Raw genomic sequence first — 24,794 nt, 5'->3', positions numbered from 1 at the left:
CTACAGCGGGCCTTTCCCGCCGAGTTGCAAGGTCGCGACCTGATGGATGCGGCACAGACAGGTACCGGTAAAACCGGCGGTTTCGCCCTTCCGATCCTGGAGCGGTTGTTCCCCAACGGTCACCCGGACAAATCCCAGCGTCATGGCCCGCGCCAACCGCGCGTACTGGTCCTGACCCCGACCCGCGAACTCGCGGCCCAGGTTCACGAGAGCTTCAAGATCTACGCCCGTGACCTGAAATTCGTCAGCGCCTGCATCTTCGGCGGCGTCGGCATGAACCCCCAGGTTCAGGCCATGTCCCGTGGCGTCGACGTGCTCGTTGCCTGCCCGGGTCGCTTGCTCGATCTGTGCGGCCAGGGCAGCGTTGACCTGTCCCACGTGGAAATCCTCGTCCTCGACGAAGCCGACCGCATGCTCGACATGGGTTTCGTGCACGACGTGAAGAAAGTTCTCGCGCGTCTGCCGTCCAAGCGTCAGAACCTGCTGTTCTCGGCGACGTTCTCCAAGGACATCACCGATCTGGCCGGCAAGCTGCTGCACAACCCGGAACGCATCGAAGTGACGCCGCCGAACACCACGGTCGAGCGCATCGAACAACGCGTCTTCCGTCTGCCGGCCAGCCACAAGCGTGCGCTGCTGGCGCACTTGATCACCGCCGGCGCGTGGGAACAGGTGCTGGTGTTTACCCGCACCAAGCACGGCGCCAACCGTCTGGCCGAGTACCTGGACAAGCACGGCCTGCCGGCTGTGGCGATCCACGGTAACAAGAGCCAGAACGCGCGCACCAAAGCGCTGGCCGACTTCAAGGCCAACCAGGTACGCATCCTGGTCGCCACCGACATCGCCGCGCGCGGCCTGGACATCGATCAGTTGCCACACGTGGTCAACTTCGAACTGCCGAACGTCGATGAAGATTACGTTCACCGTATCGGCCGTACGGGCCGTGCCGGTCGTTCGGGCGAAGCGATCTCGCTGGTTGCCCCGGACGAAGAAAAACTGCTGAAAAGCATCGAACGCATGACCAAGCAGAAAATCGCCGACGGCGACCTGATGGGCTTCGATTCGAGCACCATTGAAGCCGAGAAGCCGGAAGTGCGCGAGCGTCCGGACGTGCGCAACCCGCGCAATCCACGTGGCCCACGCGGCGACGGGCCGAATGGCGGCGGCGGTGGTGGCGGTCGTAAAGACAAAGGCAAGGACAAGGGCAAAGACAAGCCGGCCGGTGAACGTGGCGAGCGCCCTGCCCGTCAGCAGAAACCGCGCGAAGGCACTCCGGCCCGTGAACAGCGTCCGAGCCAGCCGCCGCGTGCTGCTGCCGATCGCGCACCGGACGAGTTCCTCGACGACGATATCGATAACTTCGGTAACCGCGTTGATTACGTGCCGAAGCCGGCTCCTGCTGGCGGCCGTGGTCGTCGTCCAGGCGCACCGGCTCAAGGTGCTGGCGCAGGTTCGGGCGCACCACGCGGCGGTCAGTCGCAAGGTCGCCAGAACGGCCCGCGCAACAGCAACGGTTCAAGCACCGGCACCCCGCCAGCCAAACGCAGCGGCCCGCGCAACGGCGCACCGCGTGATGGTCAGTCGGGTCGTCGCGACGATTCCGCCTCGTCCTCGCGCAACCGTCGTCCGGCCCGTGACGATCAGCCACGCAGCGAGCCAGCCGTACAGAACCCGCGCAGCAATGGCCCAAAGATCATGCACAAGGAATCGAAAGCCGACCGCTTCCCGACGCCTGAGCAGCTCGATCAACTGCCAAGCCGTCCGCGTGGTGAAAAACCAGCCTTGCTGACCCGCAATCGCTGAGTTAACACCGCCATAAAAGATGCCCCGCCTCGCAAGAGCCGGGGCATTTTTTATGGCGCCACAAATACCCCTGAATCACCGCATATCCCCTGTGGGAGCGAGCCTGCTCGCGAAGGCGCCGGGTCAGTCAGCAATGATGTTGCCTGAATGACTGCTTTCGCGAGCAGGCTCGCTCCCACAGGGGATGTGTGTGTGTCGCAGACAATAAAAAACGCCCCCGGCCTTTCGACCGGGGGCGTTTTTCTGTGGCGAGCGAAAGTTATTTAACTTTCACACCTTCCAGCGAGATGTCCAGATCCGCAGTTTGCGAAGTAGGACCTGGGCCCTTGATCCCGAAATCGTTCAGGTTGAGGGTGGTCTTGGCGTTGAAGCCAGCACGCTCGCCGCCCCATGGATCCTTGCCTTCGCCGTTGAACGTAGCCTTGAAGGTCACAGGCTTGGTCACGCCGTGCAGGGTCAGGTCGCCGGTCACGTCAGCCGTCTTTTCACCGGTCGACTTAACCGCGGTGGAGACGAACTTGGCATCAGCAAACTTGCCAACGTCGAGGAAGTCTTTGCTGGCGATGTGCTTGTCACGTTCAGCGTGGTTCGACCACAGGCTGGCGGTTTTCACATCAACCGAGATCTTGCTGGCTTCAGGCTTGGCCGAATCCCACGAGAACGTACCGTCGAAATCCTTGAAAGTACCGTGGATGAAGCTGTAGCCCAGGTGGCTGATTTTCCAGTCAACGAAGGCGTGCTGACCTTCCTTGTCGATTTTGTAGTCCGCTGCCATGGCCTGAGCCGAGAGCAGTGCAGAACCGATTGCCAGAGCGGCCAGAGTCTTTTTCAACATGCTTTCTTTTCCTTTGAGTCGAGGTTGAATTTCAGGCTTTGCGACCGAGCATTCGTGTCAGGGTCGCATCACGATCGATAAAGTGGTGCTTCAATGCTGCCAACGCATGGAGACCGGAAAAAATTACCAGCGCCCACGCCAGCCAGAGATGAATCACCCCGGCGGTATCTGCCTGATCCGGTAGTCCGGAAACCAGTGCAGGAACTTCAAACAGGCCAAACACCGGGATCCCGACACCGTCTGCGGTGGAAATCAGGTAACCGGCAAGCATCACAGCGAACAGCGCCAGATACAGAAACCCGTGGCCGAACTTGGCGCCGATGCGGGTAATCCGGCTGTAGCTCTGCAGCGTCGGCGGTGGTGGGCTGATAAAGCGCCACAGCACCCGCAACACCATCACGGCCAGCAACACCAGGCCAATACTCTTGTGCAGATCCGGCGCTTCTTTGCGCCAGCTGCTGTAGTAATCCAGCCCGACCATCCACAAGCCCAGCGCGAACAGCCCGAAGACCACCAGCGCCACGCCCCAGTGCATGAAGATGCTGACCCAACCATAGCGCGAAGAAGAGTTACGTAGCTGCATTGCCCAAATCCTGTGAGAACTGCGAACCAAGACTAGCGAGTTATCTATCGAATTAAAGCGGAAAATTTCGCTTTGAAATATCGAGAAATACGATCAAGAGTCTGTAAGTGGCGTGTTAAGGAAAGATTAACGGGGAAAGTGTGGCGGGATGTTAGGTGGCAGATCCTGATGATGCGCTGTCTGGACAGGCCTCATCGCGGGCAAGCCCGCTCCCACAGTGGTCGGTGGCGTTCACAAATACTGCGTTCACCTCAGAAACCTGTGGGAGCTGGCTTGCCAGCGATGGGGCCCTCACAGGCAAAAAAAAGCGCGGCATACACGCCGCGCTTCTTCATTCACCGCAAGGCTTACTGCGCCTTGGTCTCGGTCGTTGCCGCTGGCTTGGCCGCTGGCTTCTTCGCCGGTTCAGCCTTCTTCGCTGCCGGTTTCGCCGCAGGCTTTTTCGCTTCGGTTTTAGCCGCCGGCTTCTTCGCCGCAGGCTTGGCCGCCGCTTTCTTCGCCGGTGCAGCTTTCACTGGTGCCGCAGGCTTCGGTGCTTCCACCGGAGCTGGCACAGGTGCCGGAGTCGGCGCAGGTGCTGGCGCGACCGGAGCTGGAGCCGGCTCTGGCGCCTTCACAGGCTCAGGCTTCTTGTCGTCATCCGAACCGCCGAACAGGTTGCTGAAGAAGTTGCCCTTCTTCGCCGCCACGGCACCCGCCGCGCCTGCCGCTGCTGCAGCCGGAACCACTTTCGCCGGTTCAAACGATTTGCCAGCCGCCAGGTCTTCAACCTGACTCGCCGCCCGCTGGCCGGTGCGCAATGCGCCTTCCAGCGTGCCCGGGTACAAGGTGTCGGTGTGTTCGCCGGCGAAGGTCACGCGTTGCAGCGGACGTTCCCACAGGCGCCAGAATTTGCTGATCTGGCCCGGGCCATAAGCCAGGTAAGCGCCGCCCATCGACGGGTCGGTGCTGTAGCGACGGATTTCATAACCGGTGAACGAGCCACGGGCCTGTGGATAAAACGCGTGCAGACGAATCAGCACCTGATCGACCATCTGCTTGTCGCCGAACGCCTGCATCACGCGGGCGTTGTCGCCGGACAGGTTGATCACCACGTTGGCGCCGCCCTTCAGCGCAGGTTCGATCCACAACATGCCGAGACCGGTGTTGCTGTAGATCTCGCCGGACATGCGCGCCTTGCTTTCCCACACCGGCGTCTTGAACTTCAGCATGATCTGGTCGCGCCAGCCGTAGTTGGTGCCTTTGATCGCGGCCAGATGCTGAGCATCCAGTGCCGGGGTCAGCGCAATCTTGTTCAGTGCGCGCAATGGCACGGCCAGTACGACGTAATCAGCCTGGTAGCCAACACTGCCGACCTTGACGGTCACGCCGTCCTTGTCCTGATTGATCGCCGACACCGGCGAGTTGGTCTTGATGGTCTTGATCTGTTTGACGAACGCCTGCGCCAGCACCTGGCTGCCGCCAACCAGACGCGAAGCGCGCAGGTCACGGTCGGAAACGCCACGATACACGCGGTTCTGCTGAGCGAAATACAGCAACGACAGACGCGAAGGTTCGTCGTAGTGAGTGCGGATGTCCTGGTTGATCAGCTGGCGCGCGGTGGCCGGCAGATTCTGCTTGTCGAGCCAGCTCGATACGGTGATCTGGTCCAGCGCGTGCAGCGTGCTGGTCGCCGCCGGGTTCTGCGGGTCGTCGATCGAGCGAGCCAGATCGTCGAGGGTTTTCTGGTAGCGCTTCAAGGCATCGGCGGTGGCCGGTTGCTTGGTCGCCAGATCAGCGGCGGAGAAATACTCGCCGTCGATCAGATAACCCGGGGTACGTACGAATTCCGGAGCCGGCGTGGTGCCCAGCTTGAATGTCGAAACGTACTTGTTCAGCACCGGCTGCGTCTTGTCGTTGCCAATCCACTCGCTGGTGGCCATGCCGGAGCGACCGCCCAGGCTCGGCTTGGCTTCGAGCAACGTGACCTGCCAGCCTTTGTTTTGCAGTTCGTAAGCGGCGGTCAGGCCCGACAGGCCGCCGCCGATCACGATTGCAGTTTTATCCTTGGCCAGCGCCGTAACGCTGAACAGCCCCAACATCACCAGCGCACAGGCGCGCAGCCAACCGACAGACATTCAGCGAACTCCGGAAATAACACAGAAAAAAGCAGTTGTGCGGGTCAGACAACCCAAAGAACCGCGAAGAATACGTTAGCCATCAAAACGCCGCCAGCGACGTCTATCGGCTCATACAAAGTAGCTCAATCGACACAATGGGTTGTCCCCGCGCGACGCATTGCATAGGCTTGCGCGATTGTTTGCCCGCGCCTGTCGCGAGCCGCCTCGAGGAGACTGTAAATGGGCCTGAATAACCAGTGGATGCAACGCGACCTCGCGGTGTTGTGGCATCCCTGCACCCAGATGAAAGACCACGAACAGCTGCCGCTGATCCCGATCAAGCGCGGCGAAGGCGTCTGGCTCGAAGACTTCGAAGGCAAGCGCTACCTCGATGCGGTCAGCTCGTGGTGGGTCAACGTGTTCGGTCATGCCAACCCGCGCATCAACCAGCGCATCAAGGATCAGGTCGATCAACTGGAACACGTGATTCTGGCCGGTTTCAGCCATCAACCGGTGATCGAGTTGTCCGAGCGTCTGGTGAAGATGACGCCGGAAGGGCTGAACCGGGTGTTCTACGCCGATAACGGTTCGTCCTGTATCGAAGTCGCGCTGAAAATGAGCTTTCACTACTGGCTCAATCGCGGCCAACCGAACAAAAAGCGCTTCGTCACCCTGACCAACAGCTACCACGGCGAGACCATGGCGGCGATGGCCGTCGGCGACGTGCCGCTGTTCACCGAAACCTACAAAGCGCTATTGATGGACACCCTCAAAGTGCCGAGCCCGGATTGCTATGGGCGCCCCGAAGGCATGAGCTGGGAAGAACACTCGCGCAACATGTTCGCCGCCATGGAACAGACTCTGGCCGAGAATCATGACAGCGTCGCGGCAGTGATTGTCGAGCCGTTGATTCAGGGCGCCGGCGGCATGCGCATGTATCACCCGGTGTATCTGACGTTGCTGCGCGAAGCCTGTGATCGCTACGGCGTGCACCTGATCCTCGACGAAATCGCCGTTGGTTTCGGTCGCACCGGGACGATGTTTGCCTGTGAGCAGGCCGGCATTCGCCCGGACTTCCTCTGTCTGTCGAAGGCCCTGACCGGCGGCTACCTGCCACTGGCGGCGTGCCTGACCACCGACGAGGTTTACAGCGCGTTCTACGATGACTATCCGACCCTGCGCGCCTTCCTGCACTCGCACAGCTACACCGGAAACCCGCTGGCGTGTGCGGCGGCACTGGCGACGCTGGATATCTTCGAGCAGGACAACGTTATCGAAAACAACAAGGCACTGGCCCAGCGCATGGCCTCGGCGACGGCGCATCTGGTCGATCACCCGAACGTCTCCGAAGTGCGCCAGACCGGCATGGTTCTGGCCATCGAGATGGTCAAGGATAAAGCCACCAAAGAGGCCTACCCTTGGCAGGAGCGCCGCGGTTTGAAGGTGTTCCAGCATGCGCTGGAGCGTGGTGCGTTGCTGCGCCCGCTCGGCAGCGTGGTGTATTTCCTGCCGCCGTACGTAATCACCCCGGAGCAGATCGACTTCCTCGCCGAAGTCGCTAGCGAGGGTATCGACATTGCTACGCGCGACAGCGTCAGCGTCGCCGTGCCGAAAGACTTCCATCCCGGCTTCCGTGATCCGGGCTAACGTGACCGCTCGTTCCCACGTTCCGCGTGGGCATGCAGCCCGGGACGCTCCGCATCCCAAAGCGGACGCAGAGCGTCCATTGAGGCATTCCCACGCAGAGCGTGGGAACGATCTAATCTGAGAGACCCGAAATGAGACTGTCCCGCTTCTTTATCGACGCCCCCCTGAGCACCGGCGAACACGAATTGCCGGAGGCCCAGGCGCATTACATCAGCCGCGTGCTGCGCATGGCCGAGGGCGATGCGGTGCAGTTGTTCGACGGATCTGGCCATGAGTTTCGCGGCGCTCTGCTGGAAGTCGGCAAGAAGCGCGTGACCGTGCAGATCGACGAGCAATTCGCCGGTCAGGTCGAATCGCCGCTGCACATTCACCTCGGCCAGGGTTTATCCCGTGGCGAGCGCATGGACTGGGCGATTCAGAAAGCCACCGAGCTGGGCGTGAATGAAATCACGCCGATCTTCAGTGATCGCTGTGAAGTCCGCCTCAAGGACGAACGCGCCGACAAACGCCTGCTGCACTGGCGTCAGGTGGCGATCAGCGCGTGCGAGCAATGTGGTCGTTCGCGGGTGCCGGTGATTCATCCGCCGGTGTTGTTGGCAGACTGGATCAAGCAGACCGAAGCCGAGTTGAAACTGGTGCTGCACCCGGTCGCGGAGCCGTTGGTGAGTCATGCCAAACCGGCGACGCTGGCGTTCCTGATCGGGCCTGAAGGTGGTTTGACGGACGCCGAAGTCGAGCAGGCCAAGGGCAACGGCTTCCACGCCGCTCGCCTCGGCCCGCGGGTCTTGCGTACCGAGACGGCGCCGGTGGTTGCACTGGCAGTGGCCCAGCAGCTTTGGGGGGATTTCTAATCCACAATTGGAATACGTTCCCCTGTAGGAGTGAGCCTGCTCGCGATAGCGGTGGATCAGCCACAAACGCTGTCGACTGACAGGACGCTATCGCGAGCAGGCTCACTCCTACAGGGGGATGGTGGCGTCTCTAGAGGACATAAAACAGAATCGCGACAAAGTGCAGCAAGCTCCCGGCAATCACGAACAGATGCCAGATCCCATGCGCGTGCCGCAGCCGGTGATCCAGGGCAAAAAAGATAATCCCCACCGTGTACAAAACCCCGCCTGACGCCAGCCAGGCAAACCCGGTAGTGCCCAGCGCCGCAATCAGCGGCTTCACCGCCACCAACACAATCCAGCCCATCACCGCATAAATCACGATCGACAGAATCCGCGCCTCTGATCGCGGTTTGATCTCTTGCAGGATGCCAATCAGCGCCAGCCCCCAGACAATCCCGAACAACGTCCAGCCCCACGGCCCGCGCAGGGTCACCAGGCAGAACGGCGTGTAACTGCCGGCAATCAACAGGTAGATCGAAAAGTGATCGACCTTCTTCATGATCGCTTTCTTGCGCCCGCGCACGCTGTGGTACACGGTGGATGCGCTGTAGAGCACCAGCAAGGTGAACGCGTAAATCGCCACACTGACAATCTTCCACGGGCTGCCGTCGAGGCAGGCGATCACCAACATCCACACGCCACCAATAAATGCCGCCACCGCCCCGACCAGATGGGTCCAGGCGTTCAATCGTTCTCCGTGATACATGTATTGCTTACCTCATATTCATTACCGCAGCGCGCAAGGCTCGGGCCTTGGGCGTAAAAGCGCAATCAAAAGATCGCAGCCTTCGGCAGCTCCTACCTTCGAACGCATTCCAATGCAGGAGCTGCCGAAGGCTGCGATCTTTTGATCTTCAAGGCACAATCGACGCATTCCAAAAAGAGTCCGCGCCATGCTGATCGACGAAGAATTGACCCTGAAAAAACTCGAGGTGTTCCTCGCTTTCATGCGCACCGGCAACCTCGCCCGTGCTGCTGCCGAGCTGCAGACCAGCAACGTCAGCGTGCACCGCGCCATTCACTCGCTGGAAAGCGCCCTGCGCTGCCCGCTGTTCAAACACGAAGGCCGCAACCTGACACCGCTGGAAAGTGCTTATGTGCTGGAGGAGCGCGCGCAGAAGCTGATCAACGACGTCGTCGAAAGCGTACGCCTGACCCGCGAAGCTGCCGGGTTCTCTGCCGAACGCTTCAAACTCGGATCCTTGTATTCGCTGACAGTGAAAACCGTGCCGCAACTGATCATGGGCCTGAAAATCCGCCGCAGCGAACTCAACATCGACCTGATACTCGGCTCGAACATCGACCTGCTCTACAAGCTGAAGAACATGGAAGTCGACGCGATACTGGTGTCGCTGGACGACAGCATCAACGACCCGGATTGCGAGCAGATTGCGTTGTTCTCCGACGACATCTTCCTCGCCACCCCGGCGGATTCAAAGTTTGCCCAGCGCAGTGAAGTGGATCTGGCGGAAGTGCGCGATGAAACCTTCATTACCCTGACCCAGGGCTTTGCGACGCATCAGGACGGCAACCGGGTGTTCAAGCAGGCGGGGTTCGAGCCGAAGGTGGCGATGCAGGTGAATGACATTTTCACGCTGTTGAGCATGGTCAGTTCGGGGGTGGGTTATGCGTTGCTGCCAGGAAGGATTGCGGCGGTGTATGAGAATCGGGTGAAGCTGATTCCGTTGCAGGCGAAGTATCGGTTGCAGCAGCACATTGGCGTAGTGTTTTTGAAAGCCAAGGAGCGCGATCCGAATTTGCTGGCGTTGTTGGCGGAGTGTCGGATGTATGCGAATCGGCAGTTGGTGGATTAACAGCAGATCAAGAGCCTACCCCCTCACCCCAGCCCTCTCCCCCAAGGGGGCGAGGGGGAAAGGGAGCAGATCGGGGGCTTTTCAAAACCTGAGTTCGACTCAGGAATTTCAGGTCGGCGTACCTCCAACATCCACCTCGGTCAGTCCTCTCTCCCTCAAGGGGTAGAGGGAGCAGATCTCCATGGGTCTCAAAGCCTGAGTTCGACTCAGGACTTTCAGGTCGATGTATAACGCCAAAACACCTCGGTCAGTCCCCTCTCCCTCCGGGAGAGGGCTAGGGTGAGGGGCTTTTGATTTTCAGCCCACAATCCCGCGAACAATGAAGAACAACAGCGACGGCCCAAGCAAACACCCCAGCCCGGTGTGGAACGTAGCCGTCAACGCCCCATAAGGCACCAACCGCCGATCCGTCGCCGCCAGCCCCGCCGTCACACCGCTCACTGTCCCGGCCAAGCCACCGAACACCATCGCCGAACGCGGGTTATCCAGGCCCATCCAGCGCGCCGCGACCGGCGTGCCGACCATCACCAGAATCGCCTTGATCAACCCGGTGGCAATCGACAGCGCCATCACATCCGAGGTCGCGCCAATCGCCGCACCGGTCACCGGCCCGACGATATAAGTCACCGCGCCCGCGCCAATGGTGGTCATGCTCACCGCATCGCGATAACCGAACGCCCAGGCCATGCACGCGCCGACAATGAACGGCAGGATCGTGCCGAGCAGCAAGGCAATCACACCAATCAACCCGGCCTTCTTCGCCTCGGTCGCCTGCACTTCAAACGCAGTGGCCACAATCGCAAAATCACGCAGCATCGCCCCACCCATCAGGCCGATGCCGGAGAACAACGTCAGGTCCGCCAGACCTTTCTGGCCACCGGTCATGGTGCCGCCGACCCACGCCAATACCAGCCCAATAACAATGGCAATCGCCGAGCCGTGAATGCGTCCGAACGTCAGGCGTTTGGACAGAACCACCGACACCCACATGATCACGCCGACAAAAGCGAATGCAGTGACCAGTCCGTTATGTTCCAGACCTTTCTCGATGAGATCCCACATATCAGCGGCCTCCTACTGGCGTGCCGACCGGGGAGATTTCCGCCGGCTCGTCGGGCAATGGCTCGCCTTTATGCGTGCGGCTGATCAAGGCAATCGTGCAGCCACAAACCACCACCGAACCGATTGCCGCCAGCACCGCCACCGGGCCACCGTGCAGCGCAGTGACAACGTTCTGTTGCGCCGCCATCGCGACCACCACCGGAATGTACATCGCGCCCCAGAAGCCGACGCCCATCTCGCATTCCTTGGTCATGCCGCCGCGCTTCTGCATCCACAACCGCGCGCAGATCAACAGGATCATGGCGATGCCGACCCCGCCGACATTGGATTTGACGCCCAACAACACGCCGAGCATGTCACCCATGATCACCCCTGCCAGCGTACAGATCGCGAGCAGCGCCACACCGTAAATAATCATTGTTGTAGTCCTCAAAGTGCATCGTCGAATGTTGTTTTTGTTGTTCGAAGCTTGAGTCGGCGGTTTTAAGGTTGGCGACCACCCTCCTCACGCAACAGCGCCTGCAAGGTGTCGAGACGCGCACTGTCGAAGGCTGTGACCGTGCCTTGCTCGAACACCCGGCGCGCCAGCCCGGTCAGCACCGCACCGGGCGGCAGTTCGATCTGTAAACGCACGCCGCGCTCATAAGCGCTTTGCACGGTGCCGCGCCAGTCCACCACGCGGCACATGTTGAAGGCGAGGTCGTCGCGCAGCGCTTCTACTTTGCTCACAGGGCGTGCGCGACTGCCGCTCAGGTAGGCGACCCGAGGGGTTTTCAGTTCAATTTTGGCGAAAGCTTCGGCGAGGGTTTGCGCCGGTTTTTCCAGCAATGGGCAGTGCGACGGCACGCTCACTGCCAAACGTTTTGCCAGACCAGCGCCGCGACTGCGCGCCAGTTCGGCCACGGTTTGCATGGCCTTGTCGCTACCCGCAATCACCACTTGGTTATCGGCGTTGATGTTGGCCAGATACACCGGCAAATCCTCGCTGTGCACCTGCGCCAGCAGCGTTTCGACTGTGGATAACTGCAGACCGATGATCGCGGTCATGCCGTAGCCTTGTGGATAAGCCTGTTGCATCAGTTCGCCGCGCAGGCTGACCAGATGCAACGCGTCGCTGAAGCTCAAAGAACCGGCAACCACCGCTGCCGGGTAAGCGCCGATGGAAAGACCGGCGACGTAATCCGCTGTGAGTCCGTCCTGCAATAACTGCCGTGAAGCAGCGACACCAGCGATCAGCAGGCAGAGTTGAACCGCTCTTGTCGTGCGCAGTGCTTCGCTGGAATCGAGCAGCAAAACATCCTTACCAAGCACATCACTGGCTTCGACCAAGGTTTCGCGAGGCAAGCGCTGAAGCATGCCCGCTTGCTGCGCGCCCTGGCCGGGGAACACCAGCAGACTGCTCACGCTGCCTGCTCCTGCGGGTTCCACGGATCAATCACCAGGCAAGCCTGATGAGCATTTTTCAGCAACACGCGCGCCGAACCGCTGGCCCATTCACGCAACGCCACAGCGCCTAGCGGCGTCTGCAATTGCATATCGACCCGGCACACGGCTTGATCGAAAATCGCGACAAATTTGCGTGCCTGATTACGGGTGATCAGTTGCGGTGTACGCAGAATCAAATCGAGGTCGCTGGCCGCGTGCATCGCGGTAGAACCACTGGCCAGTTCAAACCCGACACTGCCGCTGACACCCCAGACCCAACCGCAATCATCAAGCATTGGCCGCAGTTGTTTGAGCGCCTGCATGACCGGCAGATCGCGCTCGCTGTCGACGTGACACAGCGCTTCCGGACTGACCCGACAGGCAATCGAATCGACCGCCATAAACGCCGCCAGCCGCTGCTCGCGCAGCACACCGCGCACCCCGACCGCGACGAAACCTTCCTCGCTCAACGCCCGCCGCACCACCACCGGTTGCCCGGCGGCGAGCGACTCGACTGCCCACAGCGACGCATCCGCCGGCAACTGCGCCGGGGTCATGCCCCAGAGCAGATCGTGGGCCAGAGGCGTGTTCACCACTGTGCCCTCAGCAATTCGCGAACCTTGCTGGAGGCAGTACGATTTTTCGCGCCGAGACGATTGCTCAAGTCAGTACCGGTGATATCACCGATGGCTTGCTTGAGGCATTCCTTCACCCGCGCCAGATCCTCTGCGGTTGGCTGCTCAATCTGCTGCACCGACAGGGTTTCCCAGAGCAAACCGAGGCTCGCATAACTGTCGATGTCATAAGCCATTGGCGGCACACTGGCGGCCAGCGCTTCCAACTCTTCAACACTGCGCAACGTCACCCGCGCCGCCGAAGCCTTGCCCATCGCATGCACCATCACGCCCGGATCACGCAGCGCAATCAAACGATTGGCCTGATAACCGTGAGCCAGAAACGCTCCGGACATCGCCTTACCGACCAACAACGCAATCACTGGATGCCCGGCCAAACGTGCGCGGGCATAACTGTCCGCCGCCCCGGCCAGCGCCTGATGAATACCGAGCGCTTCTTCGCGCCGACCATAAGCCTGGCTCGGCACATCGACGATGGCGATGATCGGACGCTTCTGCGCTTTATCACGATCAGCAGTGATCACGTCATCCACAGCCTTGGCCAGACCCCAGCCTTCGAGCAATCCGACCTCGCCATTGCGAGCACGCGGAAAACGATTGTCCGGGTCAGCGACCACCGCGATAAAACGCCCCAGCTCACCGTCAGCAACCTTCAACGAGGCCGGCAGCCCTTCAACAGCCACAGCGCCCGCGCTCAAGGCGTTGAACCAGTTCAAACCGCGCAATGAATAGCCACTCATGAGCGCTCTCCTTGATACAGATCGCGAACCACCGACGGTTCGATTTGCGGGTCAGTGTTCAGACTGCCGAGGCGTTGCAAGAACCATTCGGCGCGTTGGCTGCGTGGTTGTGTCGGCAAACCTTGCTGCAGCAATTCGCCAACCTGCTGACGAATCTTCGCTACGTCATCAGCGACATAACGATCCACCAGACCACTGGCATAACGCTGCTCGCCTCCGGTCAGGCTCCAGATAAAAGGCCGGTCGCGCGAGTCGTACTCTTCGATCCCCGCTTCCTGCTCGATCACCTGCGGGCCGTTCAAACCGAGACGTGCTTCCTGAGTCACCAGCAAATAGCTGCACAACGCCGCCGCAATCGACATACCACCGAAGCAACCGACGCTGCCCGCAACCACGCCGACCACCGGTTGGTACTGCTGCAAATCGACAATCGCTGCGTGAATATCGGCAATCGCCGCCAGCCCGAGATTGGCTTCCTGCAAGCGCACACCACCGGTTTCCAGCAGCAGCACCGCGCGGGTCGGAATGCCTTTGCGGTTGTCCTCAGCCGCCAGTTCCAGCGCGCCGGCAATCTTCGCCCCGCCGACTTCGCCAAGGCTGCCACCCTGAAACGCGCCTTCAATCGCGGCGATGACCACAGGCAAACCGTCGAGGTTGCCCTTAGCGATCACCACGCCGTCATCGGCCTGCGGCACCACGCCCTGGCGTTCAAGCCACGGCGACATCACCCGTTGAAACGGGTCGAGCAATTCGCGAAAGCTGCCGGCATCGAGCAAGGCTTTCGCCCGTTGCCGCGCGCCGAGTTCGACGAAGCTGTGTTTGTTGAGCAACGCGGCGCTGTCAGTCATGGCCGATCTCCTCGAAACCTTGTTCCAGACGCAAGCGCACCACCCCCGGCGTCGCGCCGAAATCGTGGATATCAATAGCCATGGCCGGCGGCGTGGTGCCGTCGAACATCCGCGCAAACAGGTGCTGCCAACGCAGTTGCGCGCCGTTGACCGAGGTCTGCACACTGATCGTCAGCTTGCCGGCCAAGCCCGGTTCGATCAGCACTTCCAGATCACCCGAACCGACACAACCGACCAGCGCGCGACCGCGTGGCGGCTGCCCGGCGGGGAATTCAAACGATAGGGTTTCCATCAAAACGCTCCCTGAAGGATGCCGTCGCGCTCGATGCGTTCGAGCAGCAGCGTGGCGGCGAGCAAGTCGGCGGCGCCACCGGGCGAGGCATTCAATGCGATGAGTTGTTGATCGAGTTCGTGCAGCCGGCGGCGACCGCTGAGGCTAGCGCTGCCACCGGCGTCGAGCACCGCTTGCGCGCCGAGTTGCATGGCCTGCAAACCCTCTTCGCCGGCGCGGTAGAGCACGCAGGTGTCGGCCAGATTGGTCATGATCGCGAGCAAGGCGTCGAGCCGGGCGTTCTGTTCGCCGTGGCCGTTGCCGCGGCTGCATTTGAGTTGTGGCAAGCCGCGTTGCAGCACCGAAGGGAAGCCGAGTTGTGCTTCTTCACGCGCGCCGCGTGCGCCGTAACGCAGGGCGACTTGCGCGCCGTGGCTCAAGGGTTTTGGTGCGTGGCGATCGTCCAACAAGGCCAGGCGTGCGGCGCGCAAGGTCACGGCATTGGCGCTGGAAGATTGTGGTTCCAGCGCAGCGGCGGTCACCAATAATCCCAAGGCCCAGATCGCCCCACGATGCGTGTTCACGCCGTTGGTGGTGGTGAGCATCGCTTGCTCACCTTCACGGCCGATGCGGCCAATCGCTTCGCGCAACGTTGAATCGACTTCACCGATTTCAACCGCCGCTTCAGCCATTTCCTTGAACGCCGGCCACAACGACAGCGCCGAAGCGTGCATCAGGCCCAAGTGCAAATCGGTGTGCGCGCCATTGCCGCGACGGTCGACCAGTGCCGGTTTCGGCGACAGATCGGCTTCGTCGATCAACGCGTCCACCGCCAGATCGGCCAATCGATCAGCCAGAGATATTGGTTTCGCTTGCAGGTTAAATGCGTGCATTACCAGCTCCTGAATTTGGCAGGCGGGTTGTACAGGCCGCCGGACCACTCGACCAGATCGGCCACGCTTTTCGCCGCGAGCAATTCGCGGGTGGCGTCGGTGCGGCGGATACCGAGGTCTTCGGGCAAGGCGATCAGGCCTTCGCGGCGCATGCGTTCGGTGTCTTTCGGGTTGTGGCGCAGGCCAATGGCGGTGACACCCGCGACGGCGGCGATCATCGCCTGGCGCTCTTCCAGCGAGCGCGCCTTGTACAGGTAGGCGATGCCTTCTTCGGTGAGCAGGTGGGTGACGTCGTCGCCGTAGATCATGATTGGTGCGAGTGGCATGCCGCTTTTCTTCGCCACTTCTACCGCGTCGAGGGTTTCGACGAAGGTCGGTTTGCCGCCCTCCTGGAACGTCTCGACCATTTGCACCACGAGTTTCTTGCCGCGTTCGAGCATCGGTTGCTGCGCATCGTCGTGGCGCATGTCCAGCCACGCCGGGGTGCCGTGACGCCGACCGCGCGGGTCGTGGCCCATGTTCGGCGCACCGCCGAAACCGGCGAGGCGACCACGGGTTACGGTCGAGGAATGCCCGTCGCCGTCGACCTGCAACGTCGCGCCGATGAACAGATCCACCGCGTACTGCCCGGCGAGTTGGCAGAACATCCGGTTGGAACGCAGCGAACCGTCGCGGCCGGTGAAGAACACGTCCGGGCGCGCGGCGATGTAGTTTTCCATGCCCAGTTCGGTGCCGAAGCAATGCACGCTTTCGACCCAACCGCTCTCGATCGCCGGGATCAGTGTTGGGTGCGGGTTGAGCGTCCAGTTGCGGCAGATCTTGCCTTTGAGGCCGAGGGATTCGCCGTAGGTCGGCAGGATCAATTCGATAGCGGCGGTGTTGAAACCGATGCCGTGGTTGAGCGATTGCACGTTGTGTTTTTCGTAGATCCCACGGATCGCCATCATCGCCATCAGCACGTGCACGGGCTTGATGTGCCGTGGGTCGCGGGTGAACAGCGGTTCGATGTAGAACGGCTTGTCGGCGACCACGACGAAATCGACCCATGAGGCGGGGATGTCTACGCGAGGCAGTTCGCTGACGTCGTCGACCAACTGGTTGACCTGGACGATGACAATGCCGTCGCTGAACGCGGCCGGTTCGATCAGTGCCGGGGTGTCTTCGGTGCTCGGGCCGGTGTAGATGTTGCCGGCGCGGTCGGCCATGAACCCGGCCGAGAGCACGACGTTGGGAATCAGGTCCACCACCAGCCTTGCGTAGAGTTCGATGTAGGTGTGGATCGCGCCGACTTCGAGCAAGCCATCTTCGAGCAACTGGCTGATGCGCAGGCTCTGGGTGCCGGCGAAGGAGAAATCGAGCTTACGGGCGATGCCGCGTTCGAACAGGTCGAGGTGCTCGGAGCGACCGACGCTGGGCATGATCATGTGCAGGTCGTGGAGCTTTTCCGGGTCGGCTTTGGCCAGCGAACGGGAGAGGAAATCCGCTTGCTTCTGGTTGTTGCCCTCGAGTACCACGCGGTCGCCGGGATGGATCAGCGCTTCGAGCGCGGCGACGATCTTGTCGGTGGGCAACACCACACCGTCGGCCAGCCCGCGCACCTTGTCGAGGCGGCGCTGCTTCTCATCGCGCCGCCGCGTCCAGCGCGAGTCGGGGGAAATTGTTGTTGTCATGCTCACTCCACGGGGTTCGCTGTCGTGGAGCTAAGGTAGGCGTGTGGGGTGGGGGCATCAATCAAGCGCGGTGGTGAATCGTTACGCTCAGGGTAATGATCAAGAGCCGCCCTCACCCTAGCCCTCTCCCGGAGGGAGAGGGGACTGATTGGGGGATGCTCAAGGGATACGCCGACCTGATCGTGCTTTACCGAATCCATAATCGACTCGGTTTACCAAACCCATAATCGACTCGGTTTTTCAGGTCGATGTATGACGCCAGACACCTCGGTCGGCCCCCTCTCCCTCCGGGAGAGGGCTGGGGTGAGGGTCAGCTTTTAAGTCACTCCGTCGGCACCAACCTGTCCAACAAACGGTTGACGGCCATCTCCGCCACCATCACCACCTGCGCAATACCTTGCACAGTCTTGCGGTGTGTACCTTCCACCATTGCCGCATGGTTGTTGAGCATCACCGTAGCCGATCCGAGGGTTTCGCTGGCGTCGGCCAGCAGGGATTCGGTGTCGGCGTTGGGGTTGGCCATGTACAGCGTGTTCGGGGTGTAGGGCGTGGCCATGAGGTCGGCGTTGGTCGGGCCGAGGTAATGGTCGAGGGCGCGTTCGGCGGCTTCGTGGAATTTCTTTGAATCGGGGGATTCGTAGGGGGATGCCGGGTCGGTGGGCGGCGGGTTAGGCGTTGGTTTGAACATGGGGATGAACCTCTATTAGGCCTCACCATCTCGCTGCTAAACGGTAGGGTGGCGGCTATGCGCAAGTTAGCAGACCGGTCAAACCCCAACCCGGCGCACCCGAAGGTGCCATGCGCACAGCCACCATCAAGCGCAGGCGAATGCCTGACTGGATGAGACTTGTACAACCGAGGTAAGGACAAAGCAGGGCTGCTAAACCCGATCACTGGGAATCAGTGACGGAATCAAGTTACGCAGCCAGCCCTAGGCGCACAAGCCGGCGGATTCTGGTACATGCGTAGGCAGCGGCGCAAGGATTTGTAGGTTAGGGAGCCGTAACACCGGGTGTCTTTAAACAGATGTGCCTGGATGCGTTTATTGCGCTGCGGGGATTGAGGATTTGTCTGTCGGATTTTGGTGGATGCCGCAGGCGCTATCGCGAGCAGGCTCACTCCTACAGGGGAATGCATTCCAAATGTAGGAGTGAGCCTGCTCGCGATGAGGCCAGTCAGGCCAATGAAAATTCTGGATCAGTGAACCAGCCCAGCATCCACCAACAACTTCTCCAGCCCCAACAAATCCGGCACCTTCGCCACCTGTTCCCCGACCTGCACCGCCGCCTGCTCCAACCCACACAACGGCACATCGACATAACTCAACTGACTGTCGAGCTTGTACGACCGCGGAATCCCCTGCACCAGCAGCGCAATGAACTTCAGCTCCGGCAACCCGCCGAGGGCATTGAGGATGACAATCCGCGCGCGCTCGCCAATGACGATTTTCTGCCCGCACGCCGACTCAAAACTCAGCAACGGAATCTGCCGCTCGCGCCACTTCACTCGCCCCAGATACCAAGGCGGCGTATCGAGATCGAAGGCACTGGCCTGATAGTCAATCAACTCAGCGACAGCGACGTTAGGCAAAATCAAATTGCGATCCGCCAACGGCAGCAGCAACCCGGTCAGCTGACTGCTGCGCTGATTATGCCGGCGCTCATGCATGTTTCTTGCTCCACTGGGCAATGCTTTCAAGCAGCACCGACTCTTGATACGGCTTGCCGAGGTAGTCGTTGACGCCAATCGCCATGGCGCGGTCGCGGTGTTTCTGCCCGGTACGCGAGGTGATCATGATGATCGGCAGGTGTTGCAGGCGTTCGTCGTTGCGCACCTGGGTAGCGACTTCGAAGCCGTCCATGCGCGGCATTTCGATGTCGAGCAGCATCAGGTCAGGCATGTGTTCTTCCAGCAGTAGCATGGCGTCGACACCGTCCTTGGCCGTCAGCACGTTCATACCGTGGCGTTCGAGCAAGCGGCTGGTGACCTTGCGCACGGTGACCGAGTCGTCGACCACCATCACCAGCAGCGGTTTGTGTGGTTCGCTGTCGATCTCCGGCAGCGTCGGTGTCTGCGCAACTCGCGCCTGCATCGCGCGGATTGGCGCGAGCAGATCGAGAATCAGCACCACCCGGCCATCGCCAAGAATCGTCGCCCCGGACACGCCCTGCACCGCAGCGAATTGCGCGCCGAGGCTCTTGACCACGATCTCCCGGGTGCCGGCCATGGTATCCACCAGCACCGCGATGCGCCGGTCGTTGTAGTGCACCAGCAGCACCGGCAATGGCAGATTCTGGCCAAGCAGTTTCGGCCGTAGCGCGGTTTTCAGCAGTTCACCGAGGTAGCACAGTTCATAGGTCTGGCCGCCGTACTGGTAACGCGGCGGATCAACCCGGAAGTGTCCTTCCAGATCATTCGGCAACACGCGAACGATGCCTTCGATGGTGTTCAGCGGGATCGCATATTGATCCTCACCGCACTGCACCATCAGCGCACGGTTGACCGACACGGTGAACGGCAGGCGAATGCGGAAATGCACGCCCTGCCCCGGCACCGAGTCGATGCTCATGCTGCCGCCCAGTTGCCGCACCTCTTCGTGCACCACGTCCATACCGACGCCACGTCCGGAAATCTGCGTGATCTTTTCCGCGGTGGAAAAGCCCGGCTGAAGGATGAACTGCAACACGTCGCGGTCGCTGATCTCGGCTTCCGGCGCGAGCATGCCGCGCTTGATCGCCTTCTTGCGCACCGCTTCCAGCGGCACCCCGGCGCCGTCATCGCGAATGTCGAAAACGATGTCGCCGCCCTCCCGGGACAGGTCGAGGCTGATCTGCCCTTGCGCCGGTTTACCCGCCGCCAGCCGCACTTCGGCAGACTCCAGACCATGGTCGACGGCATTGCGCAGCATGTGTTCCAGCGGCGCCGCCATGCGTTCGAGCACATTGCGATCCATCTCGCCTTCGGCGTTGCCGACGACAAACGCGACGTCTTTATTCAGCTCTTCAGCGACCTGGCGAACGATGCGTTTCAGGCGCGGCAACATGCGCTCGAACGGCACCATGCGCGTACGCATCAGGCCTTCCTGCAATTCGGTGTTGATGCGGCCCTGTTGCTGCAACAGGTTCTCGGCGTCGTGGTTGCGGCGGTCGAGGGTTTCCTTGAGGTCGAGCAAGTCGGATGCCGATTCGAACAGCGCTCGCGACAATTGCTGCAACTGCGAATGGCGGTCCATTTCCAGCGGGTCGAATTCTTCGTAGCCGAGGCGTTCGGCATCGACTTGCTGACGGCTGAGAATCCGCCCCTGAGTTTCAGTGTCGAGACGGCGCAACTGATCGCGCATCCGTTCGATGGTGGTTTCCATCTCGTTCAGCGCGATCTGTGCGTCGTTGACTTGCTGTTCGATACGACCACGGAAGATCGAGGTTTCGCCGGCCAGATTGACCAGTTCATCAAGCAGTTCGGCGGAGACCTTGACCATGTCTGCGCCCGCTTCGGAGGTCGGTGGCGCCGCATCAGTCTTGACCGGCACAGGTAGCACTGGCGGCGTTTCTACCGTCACCGGATGGCTGAAATTCTGGATCGCGTTGATCAGCCGATCCGCTGGCGGACACGGTTGCCCGGCGCGCACGCCATCGAGCATTTGCGCCAAGCGATCATGCCCGCGCTGCACCAGCGCAAACAGCTCCGCCGATGGCTGCAACGCGCCGCTGGAAAGACTTTCGTAAAGGTATTCCAGCTCATGGGCGAGGTCGCCGATCGGGCCGATCTCGACCATCCGCGCACCACCCTTGAGGGTGTGCAGATCGCGCAGCAGGGTTTCCACCTCCTGACGATTGCCCGGCTCGGCCTGCCAGCGCAGCAATGCGGCGCCAGAGTTTTCGATGATGTCGAAACCTTCTTCGAGGAAGATCTCCAGCAGCTCCGGGTCGTGGCCGGCGCTGTCGTGATCAATCGTTGCTGGCGGCGTTTCGGCGACGATTGGGCCTTGGCGAACCTGACGAATCGCGTCGATCAGATCCTGCGCCGGGGTCAGCGGCTGATGGTTTTGCAACTGATCAAGCAACAGCGCCAAGCGGTCATGACTCTTGAGCAGCAAGCGCCCCAGGCTTTCGCTGTAGTGATAACGACGATCGACCAAACCTTCGTAAAGGCTTTCCAGCTCTTGAGCCAGATCGCCGATGGCCTCGACTTCAGCCATCCGCGCGCCGCCCTTGAGCGTATGCAAATCGCGCTGCAACGAGGACAGCGGCGCAACGTTGTCCGGGTCGCTCAGCCAGCGCTGCAACGCTTGGCCTGAGCTGTCGAGAATGTCCACGGCCTCTTCAAGGAAGATCTCGACGATCTCATCATCGGGTTCAAGCGCCGTTGCCTTTTGCTGCAACTCGGCGGTGGCGCTGCCCAGTTCACGGATGCTCAGGGTGCGGCTGCCATCGCTGCGAATCAGGCCCATCGACGACGGGTCGAGACTCTCATCGAGCAGGTCATGCAGGGCCCGAATCCGCGCCGGTTGCGGCGTGACTTCCTGCCCGGCGGCCAGCTCGTCGAGCATGTTGATCAGCGCTTCATGGGCGTTTTGCGCCTCCTGGAAAAACCGCTCGCTGACCGCCAGGCTGCTTTCTTCCACCGCGCCATACAGGTCGAGCAAGGCTTCACAGAGCACGTCGACCGGCAGCAGATCGGCCATGTGTGCGCCTTCGCCAAGGGTGGTCAACTCATCCAGCAAGGCGCTGAGTTCCTGACGCTCGCCGGGGTGTTGCTGCCAGCGCTGCAAGAGGCTTTCGGCGTCGAGGAGGATGTCCATGCCTTGAGCGAGGAAGTTGTTGATCAGTTGCGGATCACGCTTGATCCGCAGGCCGGTGTTCGGCGCATTGAGGATGGTTTCCAGGCGCTCGGCGAGCAGTGTGTCGGTGCGTTTGATCAGCGACTGCGCACCGACAATCGGCGCCAGCGGATCATGCTTGAGCTGGCGCAAGCCGATACGAAACAGGCCTTCGGCTTCCAGCAGCAATTCCACTTCATCGAGGTCCAGCGGCAACTGATGCGCCTTGAACTCCCGAGCCAATTGATCGAGCGATGCGGCCAGTTCGGCAATCGGCAACACGCCTGCCATCGACGCGCTGCCCTTGAGCGTGTGCAGGGCGCGCTGCAATTCGTCGCTGGCCTGCAACGGCACATGCTCGGCGGCCTGATCAAGGAAGCGATTGAGGCTGGCGAGGTGGGTTTCGGCTTCCTTGCGGAAGATCTCCAGCAACAGCGGATCGAGCGCTGCGACATCGTCGACGTCTTCGGCGGCCAGCGGCTCGTCCCCCTTGGCCAAGGCGTGAGCGCGGGCAGCGAGTTGATCGACATCGCTGCGCTGGCGTTGGCTGTTGGTGGCGAATTCGCTGATCAACTCGGGCAACAACAGCACGGTGTCGGTCAGCACTTGCTGCACCACCGAGCCCGGCTCGACACTTTGTTCAAGCACACGGTTGAGCAGGTTTTCCACCGACCAGGCCAACTCGCCGAGAATCAGCGCGCGGACCATGCGCCCGCTGCCCTTGAGGGTGTGGAAGGCGCGGCGCAGTTCAGTCAGCGCATCGCGATCCTGCGAATTGGCGATCCAGCGCGGCAGGTATTCGTGGAGAACTTCGAGGACCTCATCGGTCTCTTCGAGGAACACTTCGCGCAGTTCATCGTCGACCGGTTCTTCATCGGCCGGCGGCGGCATCAGGCTGCCGGGGGTGATCAGGGCCGGCGGGTTGAGCGCTGAAACCGGGCTGGCCAGAACGTCGGCCAGCGACTGCACGATTTCCGGGTCATCCAGCGCCTGCATGTCCTGCATCACCAGCGCTTCGCTCGGGCTGAGGACATCATCGAGTACTGGCACATGCGGCGCGCCGGGCTGTTCATCGGGAAAGAAACCGAGACTGGCGAGGGATTTCTGCGCGACATCCAGCAGTTGTTCGCCGGGGGCCTGCGGATCGTCGCTCAAGCGTTCGAGGTAATACTCAAGGCTGCTGATGACATCCGCCAGATGATCCAGTTGCTCCCAGCCCGGCTCATGCGGATCGATTAGCAAATGTTCGCGGATAAAACCGTTGCACGCCTCGACAAGACTCGCCGCGCGATTCAACGGAATCATCGCCAGCGCACCGCGCACCTGAGTCAGCAGCGCCGGCAACGGTTGCAGTTGCTGGCGATCCCAATCGGCGTCGATGTAATCGACGATCATGTCCTTGGCCTGTTGCAGGCAGATGCGCGCTTCCTTGATCACGATCTGGTGAATCTGCGTCAGGTCTGTGGTTGGCAGGCGCGCGTCTTCCGGATTTTCCGGCTCGACGGTGCCGACCATTCCGGCCAGCGTCGCTTCGACGTAGAGCAGCGCGCCGGCAACATCCATCAGGATCGCGTCGTTCGGTTCGCGCTGGCCTTGGGCAAGGCTGAGCACCACCGCCAATTGATCAATGATGACTTTGCGCGGCTGACCAAAACCGAGCACGGCGAGGGTGTCGGCGATCTGCCTTAATGGCGCGAGCAGGCTTTCCAGATCCGAAGTGTGCTGGCGGTCGCTGCGCACGAACAGGTCGAGGCGTTCCTTGACCCGCACCAGTTCCTCACACAGTGCAGCCAGCACCGAGCGCATCGCATCGCGGTCGGGGCCGGCCAGGCGCGCGCGTTCTTCGTCGACCATCGCGCTGTCGGGCAACGCGTCGTCCAGGGAGTAGCGATCTTTCATGGTCAGCATCTGCCCGGTGGGATGTTCGGCTTTGGCAATATAGAACAACAGGCTTTTCAGCAGCTCCGCCGGCGCCGGTTGATTAAGGCCGGACAGGCCTTGCTCAAGCAGGCGCTTGAGTTCTTTGTCGGCGTCCTTGAACAGGCTGCGCAGCGCCGGACTGTTGGCGATCACGCCTTCGCGCATGCCTTCGACCAGCGCCGAGGCGACCTGCCACAACGGGCTCAGGGGCGAATCACCGCTCAGCGCTTCGAGGCGGGTGAAGACTTTGGCCAAGTATTCGAGGTGCGTCTGGTCATCTTGTTCGCGCAGTAAACCGACCAGCGCCATTTGCAGCATCTGGCGTAATTTGCGCAGTACGTTCGGCAGTTCCGTCGGTTCGAGCAGTGCCAGTTCGTCGGCCCGCAGCGGCGCCAGTTCGGGGAGCTGCGGGCTGAACAGACTGGTTTCCGAGAGCAGGCTTTCGCCCCGGGCGCTGCGCAGATCGTTGATCAGCGGCAGCACCACCAACGGCAAATCACGCCGAGCGCTCTGCACGCGGTCGAGGTAGATCGGCAATTGCCCGAGGGCTTGCAGCAACAGGTGCAGCGCTTCGTCGCGATGGCTGACGCGCTCGTGCTGCAAGGCTTCGACCAGGTGTTCCATTTCTTCGGCGAGCAAGGCTGCGCCGTAGAACTCGACCATCTGCAGGCTGCCGTGGACCTGATGGATGTAATCCAGGCACTCGTCCAGCCCGGGAAAGGCCTGCGGATCATCGAGCACGGCTTCAATCGCCTGATGCGCGAGCCTCAGCGTTTCGGCAATTTCGCCTTTGACCCATTCGAGGGCCACATAGTCGTGCCGATCACCCATAACCAC

Annotated in this window: 20 protein-coding genes; 4 read left to right on the top strand and 16 right to left on the bottom strand. The window is 61.2% G+C overall.

Annotated features, from left to right (window positions below; genetic code table 11):
• Positions 1–1,803: DEAD/DEAH box helicase (locus ACIPIZ_RS18865; protein ID WP_401166668.1), on the top strand; the 1,803-nt coding region annotated here is incomplete at its 5' end.
• Between the two features lie 259 nt (positions 1,804–2,062).
• On the opposite strand, the gene ACIPIZ_RS18860 is transcribed toward ACIPIZ_RS18865, so the two are convergent.
• From ACIPIZ_RS18860 to ACIPIZ_RS18850, 3 genes are all read right to left on the bottom strand, one after another.
• Entirely contained in the window at positions 2,063–2,638 is a 576-nt protein-coding gene (locus tag ACIPIZ_RS18860) for a YceI family protein (RefSeq protein ID WP_007913714.1), read from the bottom strand.
• Between the two features lie 31 nt (positions 2,639–2,669).
• Entirely contained in the window at positions 2,670–3,221 is a 552-nt protein-coding gene (locus ACIPIZ_RS18855; protein WP_401166665.1) for a cytochrome b, read from the bottom strand.
• A gap of 347 nt (positions 3,222–3,568) precedes the next feature.
• Entirely contained in the window at positions 3,569–5,338 is a 1,770-nt protein-coding gene (locus ACIPIZ_RS18850; RefSeq protein WP_401166662.1) for a flavin monoamine oxidase family protein, read from the bottom strand.
• Positions 5,339–5,560: 222 nt separating this feature from the next.
• Here ACIPIZ_RS18850 and ACIPIZ_RS18845 point away from each other — a divergent pair, with 222 nt between their 5' ends.
• The gene (locus tag ACIPIZ_RS18845; protein WP_105709342.1) at positions 5,561–6,967 is read left to right on the top strand and encodes an adenosylmethionine--8-amino-7-oxononanoate transaminase; all 1,407 of its coding nucleotides are present in this window, start codon (positions 5,561–5,563) and stop codon (positions 6,965–6,967) included.
• A 131-nt stretch (positions 6,968–7,098) separates the two neighbouring features.
• Positions 7,099–7,818, top strand: a complete 720-nt coding sequence (locus tag ACIPIZ_RS18840) for a 16S rRNA (uracil(1498)-N(3))-methyltransferase (protein ID WP_007913710.1) — start codon at positions 7,099–7,101, stop codon at positions 7,816–7,818.
• A 130-nt stretch (positions 7,819–7,948) separates the two neighbouring features.
• On the opposite strand, the gene ACIPIZ_RS18835 is transcribed toward ACIPIZ_RS18840, so the two are convergent.
• The gene (locus ACIPIZ_RS18835; protein WP_038358773.1) at positions 7,949–8,566 is read right to left on the bottom strand and encodes a hemolysin III family protein; all 618 of its coding nucleotides are present in this window, start codon (positions 8,564–8,566) and stop codon (positions 7,949–7,951) included.
• Positions 8,567–8,753: 187 nt separating this feature from the next.
• Here ACIPIZ_RS18835 and ACIPIZ_RS18830 point away from each other — a divergent pair, with 187 nt between their 5' ends.
• Positions 8,754–9,674 carry a LysR substrate-binding domain-containing protein gene (locus ACIPIZ_RS18830; protein ID WP_105709341.1) on the top strand — a complete coding sequence of 307 codons (921 nt, stop codon included), beginning with the start codon at positions 8,754–8,756 and terminating at the stop codon, positions 9,672–9,674.
• Positions 9,675–9,971: 297 nt separating this feature from the next.
• Here ACIPIZ_RS18830 and madM read toward each other — a convergent pair whose 3' ends face one another.
• The 12 genes from madM to ACIPIZ_RS18770 form a co-directional block, all read right to left on the bottom strand.
• The gene (gene madM, locus ACIPIZ_RS18825) at positions 9,972–10,736 is read right to left on the bottom strand and encodes a malonate transporter subunit MadM (RefSeq protein ID WP_007913704.1); all 765 of its coding nucleotides are present in this window, start codon (positions 10,734–10,736) and stop codon (positions 9,972–9,974) included.
• Position 10,737: 1 nt separating this feature from the next.
• Positions 10,738–11,154, bottom strand: a complete 417-nt coding sequence (madL, locus tag ACIPIZ_RS18820; protein ID WP_038358777.1) for a malonate transporter subunit MadL — start codon at positions 11,152–11,154, stop codon at positions 10,738–10,740.
• A gap of 65 nt (positions 11,155–11,219) precedes the next feature.
• Positions 11,220–12,140 carry a malonate decarboxylase subunit epsilon gene (mdcH, locus tag ACIPIZ_RS18815; protein WP_401166655.1) on the bottom strand — a complete coding sequence of 307 codons (921 nt, stop codon included), beginning with the start codon at positions 12,138–12,140 and terminating at the stop codon, positions 11,220–11,222.
• Positions 12,137–12,757 (bottom strand): malonate decarboxylase holo-ACP synthase, encoded by a 621-nt coding sequence (locus ACIPIZ_RS18810; RefSeq protein ID WP_122660162.1) that lies wholly within the window; start codon positions 12,755–12,757, stop codon positions 12,137–12,139. The genes mdcH and ACIPIZ_RS18810 overlap by 4 nt, the downstream gene beginning before the upstream one ends.
• The gene (gene mdcE / locus ACIPIZ_RS18805; RefSeq protein WP_401166652.1) at positions 12,751–13,536 is read right to left on the bottom strand and encodes a biotin-independent malonate decarboxylase subunit gamma; all 786 of its coding nucleotides are present in this window, start codon (positions 13,534–13,536) and stop codon (positions 12,751–12,753) included. Before mdcE ends, ACIPIZ_RS18810 begins: the two co-directional genes overlap by 7 nt.
• A complete protein-coding gene (locus tag ACIPIZ_RS18800) occupies positions 13,533–14,384 on the bottom strand; it encodes a biotin-independent malonate decarboxylase subunit beta (RefSeq protein ID WP_401166650.1) in 852 nt (283 codons plus the stop codon). The genes mdcE and ACIPIZ_RS18800 overlap by 4 nt, the downstream gene beginning before the upstream one ends.
• Complete coding sequence (locus ACIPIZ_RS18795; protein WP_401166647.1) at positions 14,377–14,676, bottom strand: malonate decarboxylase subunit delta; 300 nt, start codon at positions 14,674–14,676, stop codon at positions 14,377–14,379. Before ACIPIZ_RS18795 ends, ACIPIZ_RS18800 begins: the two co-directional genes overlap by 8 nt.
• On the bottom strand, positions 14,676–15,548 hold the full coding sequence (locus tag ACIPIZ_RS18790) for a triphosphoribosyl-dephospho-CoA synthase (RefSeq protein ID WP_401166644.1): 873 nt from the start codon (positions 15,546–15,548) through the stop codon (positions 14,676–14,678). The genes ACIPIZ_RS18795 and ACIPIZ_RS18790 overlap by 1 nt, the downstream gene beginning before the upstream one ends.
• Positions 15,548–17,218, bottom strand: a complete 1,671-nt coding sequence (gene mdcA, locus ACIPIZ_RS18785) for a malonate decarboxylase subunit alpha (RefSeq protein ID WP_038358792.1) — start codon at positions 17,216–17,218, stop codon at positions 15,548–15,550. Before mdcA ends, ACIPIZ_RS18790 begins: the two co-directional genes overlap by 1 nt.
• Before the next feature lie 322 nt (positions 17,219–17,540).
• Positions 17,541–17,906 carry a DUF6124 family protein gene (locus ACIPIZ_RS18780; protein ID WP_122855237.1) on the bottom strand — a complete coding sequence of 122 codons (366 nt, stop codon included), beginning with the start codon at positions 17,904–17,906 and terminating at the stop codon, positions 17,541–17,543.
• A 509-nt stretch (positions 17,907–18,415) separates the two neighbouring features.
• The gene (locus tag ACIPIZ_RS18775) at positions 18,416–18,886 is read right to left on the bottom strand and encodes a chemotaxis protein CheW (protein WP_038358796.1); all 471 of its coding nucleotides are present in this window, start codon (positions 18,884–18,886) and stop codon (positions 18,416–18,418) included.
• On the bottom strand, positions 18,879–24,788 hold the full coding sequence (locus ACIPIZ_RS18770) for an Hpt domain-containing protein (protein ID WP_401166639.1): 5,910 nt from the start codon (positions 24,786–24,788) through the stop codon (positions 18,879–18,881). The genes ACIPIZ_RS18775 and ACIPIZ_RS18770 overlap by 8 nt, the downstream gene beginning before the upstream one ends.
• Positions 24,789–24,794 lie beyond the last annotated feature (6 nt).

The organism is Pseudomonas sp. NPDC087690 (assembly GCF_044743175.1).
Lineage (GTDB): Bacteria > Pseudomonadota > Gammaproteobacteria > Pseudomonadales > Pseudomonadaceae > Aquipseudomonas.
The sequence above is the reverse complement of the archived record's forward strand: the minus strand, read 5'-3'. Positions and strand labels throughout refer to the sequence as shown.